The 16,057-nt window shown below is 69.2% G+C and carries 16 protein-coding genes; 6 read left to right on the top strand and 10 right to left on the bottom strand.

Annotated elements, in window-relative coordinates:
- Positions 1 to 36 precede the first annotated feature (36 nt).
- Together N177_RS17265 and eno are read right to left on the bottom strand one after the other, a co-directional pair.
- The gene (locus tag N177_RS17265) at positions 37 to 363 is read right to left on the bottom strand and encodes an FtsB family cell division protein (protein WP_023433689.1); all 327 of its coding nucleotides are present in this window, start codon (positions 361 to 363) and stop codon (positions 37 to 39) included.
- Between the two features lie 69 nt (positions 364 to 432).
- The gene (gene eno, locus N177_RS17260) at positions 433 to 1,707 is read right to left on the bottom strand and encodes a phosphopyruvate hydratase (protein ID WP_023433688.1); all 1,275 of its coding nucleotides are present in this window, start codon (positions 1,705 to 1,707) and stop codon (positions 433 to 435) included.
- Between the two features lie 100 nt (positions 1,708 to 1,807).
- On the opposite strand from eno, the gene N177_RS17255 reads away from it, so the two are divergent.
- Positions 1,808 to 2,815, top strand: coding sequence for a hypothetical protein (locus tag N177_RS17255; protein ID WP_023433687.1), 1,008 nt, complete (start codon positions 1,808 to 1,810; stop codon positions 2,813 to 2,815).
- 70 nt (positions 2,816 to 2,885) lie between these two features.
- Here the strand turns inward: N177_RS17255 and N177_RS17250 are convergent, their stop codons facing one another.
- From N177_RS17250 to N177_RS17215, 8 genes are all read right to left on the bottom strand, one after another.
- On the bottom strand, positions 2,886 to 3,917 hold the full coding sequence (locus N177_RS17250; RefSeq protein ID WP_023433686.1) for a DNA topoisomerase IB: 1,032 nt from the start codon (positions 3,915 to 3,917) through the stop codon (positions 2,886 to 2,888).
- A 60-nt stretch (positions 3,918 to 3,977) separates the two neighbouring features.
- The gene (locus tag N177_RS17245; protein WP_023433685.1) at positions 3,978 to 4,853 is read right to left on the bottom strand and encodes a VOC family protein; all 876 of its coding nucleotides are present in this window, start codon (positions 4,851 to 4,853) and stop codon (positions 3,978 to 3,980) included.
- A gap of 11 nt (positions 4,854 to 4,864) precedes the next feature.
- A complete protein-coding gene (locus tag N177_RS17240; RefSeq protein WP_023433684.1) occupies positions 4,865 to 6,493 on the bottom strand; it encodes a CTP synthase in 1,629 nt (542 codons plus the stop codon).
- A gap of 67 nt (positions 6,494 to 6,560) precedes the next feature.
- Positions 6,561 to 6,935 carry a preprotein translocase subunit SecG gene (gene secG, locus N177_RS17235; RefSeq protein ID WP_023433683.1) on the bottom strand — a complete coding sequence of 125 codons (375 nt, stop codon included), beginning with the start codon at positions 6,933 to 6,935 and terminating at the stop codon, positions 6,561 to 6,563.
- A gap of 114 nt (positions 6,936 to 7,049) precedes the next feature.
- Complete coding sequence (locus tag N177_RS17230) at positions 7,050 to 8,168, bottom strand: alpha/beta hydrolase (RefSeq protein ID WP_023433682.1); 1,119 nt, start codon at positions 8,166 to 8,168, stop codon at positions 7,050 to 7,052.
- Positions 8,169 to 8,183: 15 nt separating this feature from the next.
- The gene (gene tpiA / locus N177_RS17225; protein WP_023433681.1) at positions 8,184 to 8,948 is read right to left on the bottom strand and encodes a triose-phosphate isomerase; all 765 of its coding nucleotides are present in this window, start codon (positions 8,946 to 8,948) and stop codon (positions 8,184 to 8,186) included.
- Positions 8,945 to 9,637: a hypothetical protein gene (locus N177_RS17220; protein WP_023433680.1), complete on the bottom strand. Its 693-nt coding sequence runs from the start codon at positions 9,635 to 9,637 to the stop codon at positions 8,945 to 8,947. The genes tpiA and N177_RS17220 overlap by 4 nt, the downstream gene beginning before the upstream one ends.
- A gap of 5 nt (positions 9,638 to 9,642) precedes the next feature.
- On the bottom strand, positions 9,643 to 9,930 hold the full coding sequence (locus N177_RS17215) for a virulence factor (RefSeq protein WP_023433679.1): 288 nt from the start codon (positions 9,928 to 9,930) through the stop codon (positions 9,643 to 9,645).
- A gap of 195 nt (positions 9,931 to 10,125) precedes the next feature.
- On the opposite strand from N177_RS17215, the gene N177_RS17210 reads away from it, so the two are divergent.
- From N177_RS17210 to trpC, 5 genes are read left to right on the top strand one after another with little or no spacing between them, the layout of a single operon-like run.
- Complete coding sequence (locus N177_RS17210) at positions 10,126 to 12,012, top strand: peptidylprolyl isomerase (protein ID WP_023433678.1); 1,887 nt, start codon at positions 10,126 to 10,128, stop codon at positions 12,010 to 12,012.
- Positions 12,012 to 13,556: an anthranilate synthase component I gene (gene trpE, locus N177_RS17205; protein WP_023433677.1), complete on the top strand. Its 1,545-nt coding sequence runs from the start codon at positions 12,012 to 12,014 to the stop codon at positions 13,554 to 13,556. Before N177_RS17210 ends, trpE begins: the two co-directional genes overlap by 1 nt.
- Complete coding sequence (locus N177_RS17200; protein ID WP_023433676.1) at positions 13,553 to 14,155, top strand: anthranilate synthase component II; 603 nt, start codon at positions 13,553 to 13,555, stop codon at positions 14,153 to 14,155. The genes trpE and N177_RS17200 overlap by 4 nt, the downstream gene beginning before the upstream one ends.
- Before the next feature lie 52 nt (positions 14,156 to 14,207).
- The gene (gene trpD / locus N177_RS17195; protein WP_023433675.1) at positions 14,208 to 15,227 is read left to right on the top strand and encodes an anthranilate phosphoribosyltransferase; all 1,020 of its coding nucleotides are present in this window, start codon (positions 14,208 to 14,210) and stop codon (positions 15,225 to 15,227) included.
- Positions 15,228 to 15,244: 17 nt separating this feature from the next.
- Positions 15,245 to 16,057 (top strand): indole-3-glycerol phosphate synthase TrpC, encoded by an 813-nt coding sequence (trpC, locus tag N177_RS17190; RefSeq protein ID WP_023433674.1) that lies wholly within the window; start codon positions 15,245 to 15,247, stop codon positions 16,055 to 16,057.

Below are 16,057 nucleotides of genomic sequence, written 5' to 3'. Positions count from 1 at the left end.
GGTCCATCTTCCCGTGCGAAGCTGCGGCCGGCCGCCTCAGTCGCCCGGCTGCTCGCGCCCGCGCATGATCACGACATCGTGGGGATCGGCGAGGTTCAGAATCGCCCGGGCGCGTTCCTCGAGCATGTCGGGATCGAGGCTCTCGGGCCGCAGGAGCGCCACCTGGCGCTCGAGGCGGCGCCTTTCCTCCTGGACGTCTGCCAGCTCGGCCTGAAGCTCCGCCGCCTGCACCTCCAGGCGCTCCCGCGCGAGATAGCCGTTCGCCCCGTGCAGCCCGTGCCACACGAAATACGCGCACATCAGGACGCCCACGAACGGGATGACGAGACCGGCGGAGCGGGAGTGAATCCTGCGACGACGCATGGTGGGTTCCGGCTAGAGGTGACCGTCACCACCACACATCATCAAGGTTACGTCGGGCTTAACGGCAGCTCACGCCTTCAGCGCCAGCCGGCCTGCATAGCGCGCCTGGGGCCCCAGCTCCTCCTCGATGCGGATGAGCTGGTTGTACTTCGCGAGTCTGTCGGAGCGCGACAGCGAGCCGGTCTTGATCTGCCCGCAATTCGTCGCGACCGCGAGGTCGGCGATCGTCGCGTCCTCCGTCTCGCCGGAGCGGTGCGACATCACGGCCCGGAACGCCGCCCGGTGCGCCATGTCGACGGCATCGAGGGTCTCCGTCAGCGTGCCGATCTGGTTCACCTTCACGAGGATGGCGTTCGCCGCATTCTCCGCGATGCCCCTCGAAAGGCGCTTCGTGTTGGTGACGAAGAGATCGTCGCCGACGAGCTGGCAGCGATTGCCGAGGCTCAGCGTCAGGGCCTGCCAGCCCTCCCAGTCGTCCTCGGCCATTCCGTCTTCGATCGACACGATCGGGTAGGAGCCGGCGAGCTCGGCGAGGTAGCCGGCCATGGCGTCGGAATCGAGATCCTTGCCTTCGCCCGCGAGCTTGTACTTGCCGTCGGCGTAGAACTCGGTCGCGGCCGCGTCGAGGGCGATCACGACCTCGTTGCCGGCGTTGAGGCCGGTCGCGTCGATCGCCGACATGATGAAGTCGAGCGCCTCGTGAGAGGATTTCAGCGCCGGCGCGAAACCGCCCTCGTCGCCGATATTGGTGTTGTGCCCCGCCGCCTTCAGCTTCGCCTTGAGCGCGTGGAAGATCTCCGCGCCCATCCGCACCGCCTCGGCGATCGAGTCGGCGCCGATCGGCATCACCATGAACTCCTGGATGTCGACGTCGTTGTCGGCATGCGCCCCGCCGTTCAGGATGTTCATCATCGGGACCGGCAGCGTCCGCGCGCCGACGCCGCCGACATAGCGGTAGAGCGGCAGGCCCGACGCCGACGCCGACGCCTTCGCGACCGCCAGCGACACGCCGAGGATCGCGTTCGCGCCCAGGCGAGACTTGTTCTCCGTGCCGTCGAGCCTGATCAGCGTCTCGTCGATATGCGCCTGCTCCTCGGCCTCCATGCCGGCGAGCGCGTCGAAGATCTCGCCGTTCACGGCGTCGACGGCCTTCAGCACCCCCTTGCCGCCGTAGCGGTCGCCGCCGTCGCGCAGCTCCACCGCCTCGTAGGCACCCGTCGATGCCCCCGACGGAACCGCCGCCCGGCCCTCCGAGCCGTCCTCGAGCACGACGTCGACCTCGACGGTCGGATTGCCGCGGCTGTCGAGGATCTCGCGGCCGATGATGTCGATGATGGCGGTCATGAAGCACGCTTCCCTTTGCATGTGGCCCGGTGCCCGGCCTATAGCCGAGGCGGGGCTCTTGCGGAAGGCCCGGCCTAGGTGAATCGAGAGGCTCTGGCACATGGAACGGCTCATCATCACCAACGGTGACGTGGCGGCCGAGCGGCTGCTCGACTCCGGCGTCGGGCAAGGCGCGGTGCTCCTCCCCTGGCGCGACGTTCTGCACGAGGGGCCGGTGCCGGCCGGCCTGTCGCTCGAGGAGCTGTCGGCCGTCCGCGGCGAGTTCATCGCCGCGCATATGGGCCACGACGTGCTCGGCGTGCTCCACCAGTTCCGCGAGCGCGATGCCGCCTTGAGGTCGCACGAGGACTTCGACCGCATCGAGCTCTGGTTCGAGCACGATCTCTACGACCAGCTGCAACTCCTGCAGGTCCTCGACTTCTTCGCGGTCGAGGATAGGATCGACGGCCTGTTCCTGATGCAGTCCGACCAGCATCTGGGGCGGCTCGAGGGCCCCGAGTTCGAGGAGGTCTTCGACCTCGGCGTGCCCGTCACCGCCGACATGCTCGAGGAGGCGTCGGCGGCCTGGAACGGCTTCGCCTCCGAGGCCCCCGTCGGCCTGCCGGCCTTCGCCGCCGAGACGATGGGCGAGCTCGTCTTCCTCGCGCCCGCGCTCCAGCGATTCCTGTGCGAGTTCCCGGCTCCGGACTCGGGGCTCGGCCTGACGGAGGAGCGCGTGCTGCGGGCGCTCGCCGCCGCCGGCGAGGAGGGCATTCCTGTCGGCGAGCTCTTCCGCGAGACGCAGAGCTCCGAGGAGGCCGAGTTCCTCGGCGACACATCCTTCTTCCTGCGGCTCGACGCCCTCCAGTTCGTGTCGGTGCCGCTGATCGAGGGGCTGCCGTTCGAGTCGGTGCGCTGCGCCGACGGCCCCGAGACGGCGGACTACCGCGAGTTCGCCACGGCGGTCGTCACCCTGACGGAGGCCGGCGAAGGCGCCCTCGAGGGCGAGTTCGACCATGCTTTGTCGAACGGCATATCCCGCTGGTTCGGCGGCACCCACATGACGCCGGACAACCTCTGGCGCTGGGACCGGGAGGATGAACGGCTGATCGGTCCCGACGAGGCGTGAGGTCCTGGAGACCGGAATCCAGAGTGGTACGACAAGCCTCTCCAGTGGAGCCTCGCCGTAGGACTCGGCCTCACGCCGCCTCGCGCTCGATCCGGCGGCTCAGGAACTTCAGGACCGCCTTCTCGTCGGCGGACAGGTCGTCGTCCTCCGCGATCTCCTCGTCCACTTTCCGCTTCAGCACCTTGGCGAGCGTGCCGTCGACATAGCCCTCGATCACCTCGGGGTGGACGTAGCTCTTGCGGCAGACCGACGGGGTGTTGCCGAGCCGGCGTGAGACCCGCTCGATCGCCCGCTTGATGTTCGACTGCTGGACCTTCTTCGTCTCCGCCGCCTCGTATTCGAGGAGCGCGAGCGCCGCGAACACGGTGGCGGCCCACGTCCGGAAATCCTTCGCCGAGAACTCCTCGCCCATCGTCTCGCGGATATACTCGTTCACGTCCGCCGACTGGATCCGGTGCGGCTCGCCATCCTCGTCGACATACTTGAAGAGGTGCTGGCCCGGCAGACCTTCCATCTTCCTGAGCACGGTCTCGACGCGGCGGTCGCGCAAGGTCGTGTCCACCTCCTGGCCCGACTTGCCGGTGAAGTGCAGCCGTATCGTGTGGCCCTCGTAGTCGAGGTGCTTCTGCCTGAGCGTCGTCAGACCGTAGCTCTTGTTCTGCTTGGCGTAGACGTCGTTGCCGACGCGGATCAGCGTCTGCTCGATCATCCGCACCGCTGTCGCCAGCACGAGCTCGCGGCTGAGCTTGCGCTTCGCGAGATCGACCCGCACCCGCTGGCGCAGCTCCGGCAGCTTCACCGCGAATTGCAGGATGTGCGCGAACTTGTGGTGCTCGCGCCAGGCTCGGTACTCGGGATGATAGATGTACTGCTTGCGGCCCTTCGCATCCCGGCCGGTCGCCTGGATGTGGCCGGAAGGATCCGGGCAGATCCAGACGTTCTCCCATGCGGGCGGGATTGCGAGCTTGCGGATACGCGCCCGCTCGTCCTCGTCCTTGATCAGCTTCCCGTCGCAATCGTAGAACGCGAACCCCTTGCCGCTGCGCTTGCGGCGGAAACCCGGTTCCTCGTCGGAGGCATAGCTGAGGGCTGGCTCGATCATGGCCGGAGAGAACCGGCAACCGGGCGCAGCGGTTCCCGCCGAACGTTGAGGCCGGTGAGGCTACGCCCGGACCTCTTCGAACGCGATCGCCGTGCCCATCACGTCGCGCGCGCCGACGACGAGCCTGCCCCCGCGCTCGGCGAAGGTCATTCCCGCTCCCTGGAGCCGCCGGCCCGCTGCCCGGAGATCCGCGACCCCGATCACCGTGCCAGCGATCCGGGCGCGGTCGAACGCGGACCCGTCGATCGCCTCGCCCCAGGCCGCACGCATCGTGGCGGGCGAGACGACGCGCACTGCACCGCGCGGGGTCTCGAAGAGGAGGCCGCCATCCACCTCGCGCACCGCGTCGCAGCCGGTGAAGCCGAGGAGGAAGTCGCGATGGTCGGCCGGCTGCGGCGAGACGATCAGGGTCTCGACGACGCTCACCGCCGTGTTGTCGTGCCTCTGGTACTCGGGCTTCCAGAACGCCTCCGGCTTCAGCTGCTGGCAGGTGAAGAAGCCGGCCTCCGGCGCAAGCGGATCGCTCGCGAAGGCGAGCTTGAAGCCGACGCGCAGCTTCGTTCCGTCCGGCATGGTGGCGTCGCGGCCGAACTCGAACGGCAGGTAGGACTGCAGGCCGGCTTTCGCGAAGGTCTGCCCGTCCCCCACCGCGTCATGCGTTTCGAGCACCAGCATCGCGATGCCCTCGCGCCGATCGAGGAAGCGCTGGTTGAAGCGGGGAAAGCTGAAGGCGCCGGGCTCGGGCACCGGAATGGCGGCCGCGTCCGCGAGGGTCAGGAGCTCCAGGAACGATCCCTGCAGCTGCACGAGGCTGTTCGCCGTTCCGAAGGGATGCTGGGCCACGGGCGTCAGGGTGAAGCCCATCGCGGCGTAGAGCTCGCGGACACGCTCGAGATCGCGCACGGCGATGACGAGATGATCGATGCCGCGCGCCATCGTGAAACTCCTCAGACCAGCCGGCTCTGCTCGAGCGCCGCCGCGATGAACGACCGGAACAGCGGATGCGGATCGAACGGACGCGACTTCAGCTCCGGATGGTACTGTACGCCTATGAACCACGGATGGTCGGGGAACTCGACGGTCTCCGGCAGCACGCCGTCCGGCGACATGCCGGCGAACTGCATGCCGCACGCCTCGAGGCGCTCCATGTAGTCGATGTTCACCTCGTAGCGGTGACGGTGGCGCTCCTCGATCGTCTCCGACCCGTAGACCGCCGAGATGTGGCTCCCGGGCTTCAGCGTCGCGGGATAGGCACCGAGCCGCATCGTGCCGCCGAGATCCCCTTGCGCCGCGCGCTTCTCCAGCATGTTGCCGCGCAGCCACTCCGTCATCAGGCCCACGACCGGCTGGCTCGTGGGCCCGAACTCGCTCGAGCTCGCGTCCTCGATGCCGGCGAGGTTCCGCGCGGCCTCGATCACCGCCATCTGCATGCCGAAACAGATGCCGAAATACGGCACGTTGCGCGTGCGGGCGAACTTCGCCGCCGCCATCTTGCCTTCGGAGCCGCGCTCGCCGAAGCCACCCGGCACCAGGATGCCGTTCACGTTCTCGAGGTAGGGCGCGGCGTCCTTGCGCTCGAACACCTCCGCCTCGATCCACTCGAGGTTGACGCGCACGCGGTTTGCGATGCCGCCGTGCATCAGCGCCTCGATCAGCGACTTGTAGGCGTCCTTGAGGCCCGTGTACTTGCCGACGACGGCGATCGTCACCTCGCCCTCGGGGTTCTCCACCCGGTCGACGATGTCCACCCAGCGCGCGAGGTCGGGCTCGGCCTCGGGCTCGATGCCGAAGGCGCGCAGCAATTCGTCGTCGAGACCCTGCTCGTGATACGAGATCGGCACCTTGTAGATCGTGTCGACGTCGCGCGCCTCGATCACCGCCGATTCGCGCACGTTGCAGAACAGCGCGAGCTTGCGCTTCTCCTCCTGCGGGATCGGCCGGTCGCAGCGGCAGAGCAGGATGTCGGGCTGTATGCCGATCGACCGCAGCTCCTTCACGGAGTGCTGCGTCGGCTTCGTCTTCATCTCGCCCGCCGCCGGGATGTACGGCAGGAGCGTGAGGTGGATGAAGATCGCCTGCCCGCGCGGCAGCTCCTGGCCGAGCTGGCGGATCGCCTCGAAGAACGGCAGTCCCTCGATATCGCCGACCGTGCCGCCGATCTCGACGAGCACGAAGTCGATGCCGTCGTTTCCGCGGTAGACGAACTCCTTGATGGCGTCCGTCACGTGCGGAATGACCTGGATCGTGGCGCCAAGATAGTCGCCGCGGCGCTCGCGGGTGATGATGTCCTGGTAGATCCGGCCGGTCGTGATGTTGTCGTCCTGCGAGCAGGCGACGCCGGTGAAGCGCTCGTAATGACCTAGATCGAGGTCGGTCTCGGCGCCGTCGTCCGTCACGAACACCTCGCCGTGCTGGTACGGGCTCATCGTGCCGGGGTCGACGTTCAGGTAAGGGTCGAGCTTCTTCAGCCGGACCTTGTAGCCCCGGGCCTGAAGCAAAGCGCCGAGGGCGGCGGATGCGAGTCCCTTCCCGAGGGAAGAGACCACGCCGCCGGTGATGAAGACGTATCGCGCCATTGCGCTCGTGCCACCTCAGTATCTCGCCGCGCGGGCGGCGACGGCGCGACGTCGCGCGCCGGCCAACTCACTGCGACTGCGGAACCTGCGGCTCGGCCGGCTGGTTCTGGCGAAGCTGGTCGAGAATGCTGCCCGAGCCCTCGCCAGCCCCGTCGGCCGGTGCCTCGCCCGCGGCAGGCGCGCGTGGCGCTGCGCTGTCGAGGATCGACGTCGGCGCACCCTGGCGGGCCAGAAGCGTGAGACTGATGCTGGTGGCGAAGAAGGCGACCGCGAGGATCGTCGTCGTGCGCGTCAGCACGTTCGCCGAGCCGCGGCCCGACATGAAGTTGCCGCCGCCGCCACCGCCGATGCCCAGCGCGCCGCCTTCCGACTTCTGCACGAGCACGACGCCAACGAGCGCGATCACCACCATGAGGTGGATGACGATGAGAACCGTTTCCATACCTGTCGATGTCCGGATGGGGAGTTTGAGGCGCGTTGTACACTCTCGCGCCGGCCCAAGCTACCCCGCGAAGTGAACCCACTGGGCCGCGAGGTCAAGAGGCCGCGGTCACATTCACGGCGCGGCGACCCGCCTCATGAAACCCACCACCTCCTCCGTCACCCGCTTGTCGACAGGCGGCGTGGGGCTCGCGTAGGTGGCGAGATTGGCCTCGCGCTCCATGGGGGCGGGTTTCAAGACGTGGTTCATTCCCTCGATCACCGTGAAATCCACGCGATCGCTCGCGGCGGCCAGGCGCTCGGCACCCTCCCGCCCGACCTGCAGGTCGGCCGTGCCCTGCACGACGAGCGTCGGTACGTCGAGCCGCGCGAGCTCGTCGCGCGGGTCGAGCGCGAACCAGGAGATGACATAGGGCTGGACGCTCTGGCGGAATATCGGGGCGAGCTCGTCTGGCACGTCGTCCACCATCTCCGCCCGCTCGAGAGACTGCAGGATCTCTTCCGCCCTCTCCTGCGTCGGTCCGGGCAGGCCCGCGGCGTCGAGCTGGCGGCGGATCAGATCGCTCGCCCTGGTGCCCGCCGGGGCCAGAAGCACGAGCCCGTCCGCGTCGACCTGCTGCAGCACCATCGTCGCGACGAGAGCGCCCTCGCTGTGGCCAACGAGGAAAACCGGCACGTCCGGCGCCTCCTCCCTGAGCCGAATCAGCCAGAGCACGGCGTCGCGGACGTAGGTGTCGAAACGCAGCCGGTCCTCCGGCGGCGCGGCGTCCAGGCTCTCGCCGACGCCGCGCTTGTCGAAGCGGAGCGTCGCGACACCCTGCGCCGCAAGGCCGAGCGCGAGCTGCTTCAGCGAATCGTTCACGAGGCCCGGCTGGTTGCCATTGCGATCGGTCGGGCCGGAGCCGGAGATGAAGAGAGCCGCTGCCCACGGCTCCTCGCCGTCGGGCCAGGCATAGGTGCCGGCGAGTTGATCGTCCTGGTGTTGCACCGTCAGATCCTGTTCCAGAACACCCTGGGCGCCCGGCTCCTCCAGCGCCTGCGCCACGCTGTCGGCACCATCCTCCGCGGACTCGGCGTCCCCTTCCCCGGCCTCGGCCTCGCGCTCCGCTCCGGTCTCCTCCGCCGCGGCCGGCTCGGCCTGGCCGTCAGGGGCGGGCTGGGCCCAGCCGGGTGCGGGGGAGGCGAGAACCAGAAACCCGGCGCATGCGAGCCACGCCAACCGCAGAGCCGTCATGCCACCACTCCCAGCCTATCCGCTCAACGTTTCGTATGCCGCAGCAATGCCCATAAAATCGTCCGCTTTGAGGCTGGCACCGCCGACGAGCGCGCCGTCGACATTGGCGATCGCCATCAGTTCGGCGGCGTTCGCGGGCTTCACCGATCCGCCGTAGAGGATGCGGATCGCCTCGCCGGCCTTGCCGAACCGCGCCTTGAGCCCCTCGCGTTGCCGCGAATGCATCTCCCGCACGTCCTCCGCCGTCGGCGTGCGTCCGGTGCCGATCGCCCAGACGGGCTCGTAGGCCACGACGAGCGTCTCGTGCGTGGCCCCTTCGGGCACCGATCCCTGGAGCTGGCCGAGCACGACCTCGACCGCCCTGCCCTCGTCGCGCTCCGCTTCCGTCTCGCCGACGCAGACAATGGCGGTCAGACCGGCCCGCCACGCCGCCTCGACCTTCGCGGCGACCTGCGCGCTCGTCTCCCCATGGTCCTGCCGCCGCTCCGAGTGGCCGAGGATCACGGCCGTCGCGCCGGCATCCGCGAGCATCTCCGCGGAGAGGTCGCCCGTGTGCGCCCCGGACACCTCGGCATGACAATCCTGCCCGCCGAGCGCGATGGGCCCGTTGCCGGCGATCGCCGACAGCCGCATCAGCAGCGTCGCCGGCGGGCAGATCATCAGGTCTGCGCCACGATCCGCTCGGGCCCGCTCCAGCATGGCCTCGAACTCTCGCTCGCTGCCGCGCAACCCGTTCATCTTCCAGTTGCCAGCGACCAGGGGCCGTACGCCGGGTGTCATCTTGGGAAAGCTCCTGCGTTCTCGTCGGTTGCTGCCGTGCCGGCGGCAAGGAGGCCGAACAGGCCCGACCGCGACATCTTGGGGGTCATAGCGCAACTCTCCAGGAGCCGCACGGGTGGTTCGCCGGGGACGAAAAGCGAAAAGAGCGCATGCTGTTCCTCGAGCGGCCAGCTCCTGCGCGCCTCCTCCCCCCGGTAGTCATAGCCTGGCCCGAGCCGCACGCCGGTGCGCAACTCGGGGCCGAGAACCTGGTCGAGGTGGCGTGCGAGATCGCGCGTCGCCCGTTCGACGGAGAGCCATCCGGCCGTGTCGAGGAAGAGCGCCTCGACCGGCTCATCCTGCATCCTTGCGGAAATCTCCTCGTCGAGCCGCTCCCCGAGCGTCAGGATGAAGACCGCGACTTCGGTGCAGTTCCGCAGCGTGCGTGCGAAGGAGGCGCCGGAGAAGGAGACCCCGGAGGAGAGGTGGAGCGCCTCGGGCTCCAGCGCCGCGATGGAGAAGCGCCGCCACACGGCGACCGGCGCGGCGACGTCCGGCGCCAGCGCCGCGGCCGCCTCGGCGGCCCGCAGGATGGGGCGCCGGACGCGGGCAGGATCCCGGTAGCCGTGCACGCGCAGGATGCGCGGGACGGGCGGCGCCTCGAGGCGCCCCTCCCATCGGCCGGCCGGGCCGGTCTCCGGCGGTGCCATGGACCTCAAGCGGGCGTCGCGATCGCGGCGGCGCGTATGTCTTCGTAGCGCGCCTCGAATTCGTCGGCGGCAGCTCTGGCGAGATCCTCGCAGCCACCCTCGCGCTCCACCAGCGGCTGGCGCCGCCAGGCCTCCAGATAGGCGTCCGTGCCGGCGAGGCCCCGCCGCATCGCCATCATGTCGATCAGCTCCTGGAACCGGGCGCTGAGCTCCACGCGGGCACGGTCGCGCCCGTCGCGAGCCTCGATCATCGACGGAATCTCCTGCCACGACACGAGCGTCAGCTTGACCACGGGCGGCCTCCTCCGGTCCCTTCACCCATACGGAGTCGACGCATGCGCGGCACGCGCCTGTCAAGCTCGCCAGCCGCCCGGATGCCGCGACGAGCCGCCTCGCCTTCGACACTTGCGGCGCCGAAGGGCCACACCTACTATGCGCCGCTCGATTTCCCCAGTCACTCCAAGCCAATCGGACCGCGTGAAAAACTGATGCTCGAGGCATTGCGCAGAGGCACCGGCAGCTTCCTCGCCAAGATATTCATCTTCCTGTTGGTGGCGAGCTTCGCGGTCTGGGGTGTGGCGGACATCTTCCGGACCCGCACCGCGACGACGGTGGCGGAGGTGGGGGAGACGGAAGTGACCGTCGAGGCCTACCGCCAGGCCCTTCGCGACGAGATCCAGTCGATCTCGCGCCGCTCGGGCACTTACCTGACGATGGAGCAGGCCCGCCAGATCGGGCTCGATTCGCAGGTCCTCGGCAGGCTCATGGCCGAGGCGGCGCTCGAGGACGAGGCCTCGCGGCGCAATCTCCGCGTGCCGGACGCCGTCGTCGCCGAGAGCATCCGCACGGAGCAGGCCTTCCAGACCCCCGGCGGCCAGTTCGACCGCGGCGCCTTCGACCAGTACCTGCGCGCGACGGGCTACAGCGAGGGCGCGTTCGTCGCACGCCAGCGGCAGCTGCTCCAGCGCCGGGCGATCGGCGAGGCCGTGGGCGGCGCCGCCACGGCGCCGGAAACCATGGCCGCGGCCTTCCACCGCTACATCAACGAGACGCGGTCGGCGGAGTTCGTCGTGGTCTCGCCCGAAGCGCTGGGCCCCGTGGAGGAACCCGATGAGTCGGTGCTGCGTGAATTCTACGAGGCCCGCCAGGCCGAGTTCACCGCGCCGGAATACCGCACCGTTTCACTGATCGAGGTCACACCGGAGGCGGTGGCGGACACGATCGAGGTCTCGCAGGAGGACATCGAGGCCGAGTTCGCGGCGCGGCGCGGCGAGTTCACGGTGGCGGAGCGGCGTTCGATCGAGCAGATCTCGTTCGACTCAAGCGAAGCCGCCGAGGCTGCCTACACCGAGATCACGAGCGGAGAGCGGACATTCGGCGAGGTTGCCGAGGCGCGTGGGCTTAGCGAGCAGGACATCGACCTGGGGACGCTCACGCGTGAGCAGGTGGTGGACCCGGCGGTCGCCGAGGCGGCCTTTGCACTCGGCGAGGGCGAGGTCAGCGCGCCGGTCGAAGGCCGCTTCTCCACCGTGCTTCTCCGCATCACCGCCGTCGAGGCGGGGCATGAACCGTCCCTGGAGGAGATCGCTCCCCAGGTCCGCGAGAGCGTCGCGACCGCCCGCGCCCGCGACGAGATCCTCGACGTCTACGACAACATCGAGGACGACCGCGCGTCCGGCATGACGCTTCAGGAGATCGCGGAGACGCGGGGCCTCGAGCATCGTCAGGTCGTCGTCGACCAGGCCGGCCGCTCTCCGGAGGGCGAGCAGATTGCCCTGCCGCAGGCGAACGACCTCCTCGCGGGCGTCTTCGAGACCGATATCGGCATCGAGACGGACCCCATCCAGGTCGGCGACGACGGCTATGTCTGGTACGGCGTCACCGAGATCGCGCCGTCCCGGCAGCTCGACTTCGAGGAGGCGCGCGATGCCGTCGCCGCCGCCTGGGTCGCCGAGCAGCAGGGCACGCAGGTCGAGGAGCGGGCGGACGAGCTGGTGGCGCGGATTGAAGAGGGCGCGAGCCTCGAAGACGTGGCGCAGGAGCTGGGCACGAGCGTGCTGTCGCTGGGCCCCGTCCGGCGCACCCAGGACTCGGGCGACTTCGGCCAGGCGGCGCTCGGCCTCATGTTCACGACGCCCCGCGGCGAGGTCGCCCAGACGACGGGGGCCAACCCCGCGCAACGGGTGATCTTCCGCGTGACGAGCGTCGGCGTGCCTGAGTTCGAGGCGCAGCCGGATGGCCCCGTGTCGCAGCAGTTGCAGTCCGCCATCGCGAACGACCTCATCGGCCAGTATATCGACGGCCTGGAGGCCGAGCTCGGGAGCCGCGTCAACCAGGAAGGCTTGAGGATCGCCCTCGGCGAACAGGCAAGCTGATGGCCGTCCACGACCGCTTCCTCGACCCGGGTTTCGACGCCTTCGAAGAGCGCTACCGGCTGGGCGCCTCGCAGATCGTCTCCACCCGGCGCGTCGCCGATCTCGAGACGCCAGTCGGCGCGTATCTGAAGATCGCCGCCGGGCAGCCGAACAGCTTTCTCCTCGAATCGATCGAGGGAGGAGCCGCCCGAGGCCGCTACTCCGTCATCGGCGTCTCGCCCGACCTCGCCTTCCGTGCCCGAGGCAACGAGGCGGAGATCAATCTCGACCCGCAGGGCGATCCGGAGGGCTACTCGCCCTGCGCCGAGCCGACGCTCGCCGCGCTGCGCAAGCTCGTGAACGAGACGAGGATCGACCTGCCCGAAGGCATGCCGCCGATGGCATCCGGGCTCTTCGGATACATGGGCTACGACTGCGTGCGGCTGATGGAGGATCTCGGCCGGCCGGGCGAGGACGCGCTCGACCTTCCCGACGCGGTCTTCCTGCGGCCGACGATCATCGTCATCTTCGACAATGTGCGCGACGAATTGACGATCGTGACGCCCGTCCGTCCACAGGCTGCGCTGGGCGCCCGGGAGGCCTACGAGGCGGCCCGCGCCCGCATCGAGCGGGTGACGGCGGCGCTCGACCGGCCGCTTCCCTCCGCGCCCGCCGCCGGCGCGGGCGAGACGGTCAAGGGAACCCCGGCCGGCAAGAAGACGGCCGAGGAATATGGCGGGATGGTCGAGCGCGCGAAGGAGTACATCCGCGCCGGCGACATCTTCCAGGTGGTGCTGAGCCAGCGTTTCGAGATCCCGTTCGCGCTGCCGCCGCTGTCCTTCTACCGGGCGCTGCGGCGCACGAACCCGGCCCCCTTCCTCTTCTTCTTCGAGCTCCCGGGCTTCGCGATCGCCGGCTCGAGTCCCGAGATCCTCGTGCGCCTGCGGGGGGACAAGGTCACTATCCGGCCGCTCGCCGGAACGCGCCCGCGGGGGACGACGGCGATGGAGGACGAGGCTCTGGCGGCCGAGCTCCTTGCCGACGAGAAGGAGCGCTCCGAGCACCTGATGCTGCTCGACCTCGGACGCAACGACGTCGGCCGCGTCGCGCGGCCGGCCAGCGTCAAGGTCACCGAGCAGTTCCAGATCGAGCGCTACAGCCAGGTCATGCACATCGTCAGCCACGTCGAGGGCGAGCTCGATCCGGCCCGCGACTGCATCGACGCCCTCGTCGGGGGATTTCCCGCCGGCACCGTCTCCGGCGCTCCGAAGGTCCGGGCGATGGAGATCATCGACGAGCTCGAGGGCGACAAGCGTGGGCTCTATGCCGGGGCGGTCGGCTATTTCGCCGCGAACGGCGACATGGACACCTGTATCGCCCTGCGGACTGCGGTCATCAAGGACGGCAAGGTGCACGTCCGCGCCGGCGCCGGCATCGTTGCGGAATCCGACCCGATGGCCGAACATCGCGAGTGCCTGAACAAGGCGCGGGCGCTGTTCCGCGCCGCCGACGAGGCGGTGCGCTTCGCAGCGAGGAGCCGCGCACCTGAACCGGTGGAACCATGATCGTCCTAATCGACAACTACGACAGCTTCACCTGGAACCTCGTCCACCTCTTCGGCGAGATCGGCCAGCGGGTGCGCGTGCACCGCAACGACAAGGTGAGCGTCGAGGACATCGCGGCGGAAGAGCCGAGCGCGGTCGTGCTCTCTCCGGGCCCCTGCACGCCGAACGAGGCTGGCATCTGCCTCGACGTCGTTCGCGAACTCGGCGCTTCGACGCCGATCCTCGGCGTCTGTCTCGGCCACCAGGCGATCGGCCAAGCCTATGGCGGCAAGGTGATCCGCGCGACGACGCTGATGCACGGCAAGCTGTCGCCCATGCGGCACGAGGGCCGCGCCGTCTTCGCGGATCTCGAGAGCCCCTTCGACGCCACCCGCTATCACTCGCTGGTCGTCGAGCGGGAGAGCCTGCCCGAATGCCTCGAGGTGACGGCGGAGACGGATGACGGCACGATCATGGGCCTGTCGCACCGTGAGCATCCGGTACACGGCGTGCAGTTCCATCCCGAGAGCATCGCCTCGAGGAACGGAGCGAAGCTCCTTCGCAACTTCCTCGATCTCGCGGGCCGATGGCACAGGCGGACGACCAACGAGGCGGCCTGACCGGCTGCCGAACCGCCACCTGCTGAGACGACCCGGGACGAGAGACGACACCATGAACGGCCAGAGCCTCAAGCCCCACATCGCGAAGGTCGCGGGCGGCCAGAGCCTCACGCGCGAGGAAGCGCGGGAAGCGTTCGGCATCATCATGTCGGGCGAGGCGACGCCGAGCCAGATCGGCGGCTTCCTGATGGGTCTGCGGGTGCGCGGCGAGACGGTCGACGAGATCGCGGGCGCGGTCGAGACGATGCGCGCGAAGATGCTCCCGGTGGAGGCTCCCGCCGACGCGATCGACATCGTGGGCACCGGCGGCGACAATTCCGGCACGTACAACATCTCGAGCTGCACCGCCTTCGTGGTGGCCGGCTGCGGCGTGCCGGTCGCCAAGCACGGCAACCGGGCCCTCTCGTCGAAGTCGGGGGCGGCCGACGTGCTCGGCGCGCTCGGCATCGACATCGATGTCGACGCGTCGACCATCGCTCGCTGCATCAGGGAAGCGGGCCTCGGCTTCATGTTCGCGCCGAACCACCACAGCGCGATGAAGCACGTGGGCCCGAGCCGCGTCGAGCTCGGCACCCGGACGATCTTCAACATTCTCGGCCCGCTCTCGAACCCGGCCCGGACCCGGCGGCAGCTCATAGGCGTCTATCATGCGCAGTGGCTCGAGCCGATCGCGCGGACGCTCGCGATCGCCGAGGCCGAGCGTATCTGGGTCGTGCACGGCTCGGACGGGCTCGACGAGATCACCACCACGGGCCCGACCCATGTCGCGGAGATGAAGGGCGGCGAGGTCCGCCGCTTCACGATCGCACCCGAGGATGCCGGCCTGCCGCTCGCGTCCCCCGGTGATCTGAAGGGTGGCGACGCCGAGGCGAACGCCACAGCCATCCGCTCCGTGCTCGACGGCGACAAGGGTCCGTTCCGCGACATCGTCGTGTTGAACGCCGCCGCCGCCCTCATCGTCGCCGGCAAGGCAGGGACGCTGCGGGAAGGCGCCGAGATGGCGGCGAGATCGATCGACGAGGGCGCCGCGCTCGATCGCCTGACGCGGCTCGTCGCCGCCTCGAACGCCTGACGACAAGGAAGGGGCCGATGGCCGACATTCTGGACAAGATCGCGGCCTACAAACGCGAGGAGATCGCGGCGGCGAAGGCCGCCGTTCCGCTCGGCGCGCTGGAGGAGAAGATCGCTACCCTGCCCCCCGCCCGCGGCTTCCGCGCGGCAATCGAGGCCCGCGTGGCGGAGGGACGTCCGGCCCTCATTGCCGAGATCAAGAAGGCGAGCCCGTCGAAGGGCCTCATCCGTGCGGACTTCGATCCAGTTGCATTGGCCGGCGCCTACCGCGACGGTGGCGCGACCTGCCTCTCGATCCTCACCGACGGCCCCTCGTTCCAGGGCAGCCCCGAGTACCTGACCGCCGTGCGCGCGGCGGTCGACCTGCCGCTCCTGCGCAAGGACTTCATGTTCGAGCCCTATCAGGTCGCCGAGGCGCGGGCGATGGGCGCGGACTGCATCCTGATCATCATGGCGGCCGTGACGGATGCCGAGGCGACCGACCTCGAGGCCGCGGCCGAGCGCCATGGCCTCGACGTCCTGGTCGAGGTGCACGACGCCGGGGAGCTCGACCGCGCGCTGAGACTTCGGTCGCGCCTGCTCGGCATCAACAACCGCAATCTCAGGACCTTCGAGACGCGCCTTGAGACGTCGCTCGAGCTTTCGGCCCGCGTGCCGGAGGGCTACACGCTCGTCGCGGAGAGCGGAATCTTCACCCACGCCGACATAGAGCGGCTGCGGAGCGCCGGGCTCCACACCTTCCTCGTCGGCGAGAGCCTGATGCGGCAGGAGGACGTGGCGGAGGCGACCCGGCGTTTGCTGACGGGCGCCGCCCAAGCCGCAGCGGAGTGA

The sequence above is a fragment of the Lutibaculum baratangense AMV1 genome (assembly GCF_000496075.1).
GTDB lineage: Bacteria > Pseudomonadota > Alphaproteobacteria > Rhizobiales > Tepidamorphaceae > Lutibaculum > Lutibaculum baratangense.
This window is presented reverse-complemented; position numbering and strand designations above follow the sequence as displayed.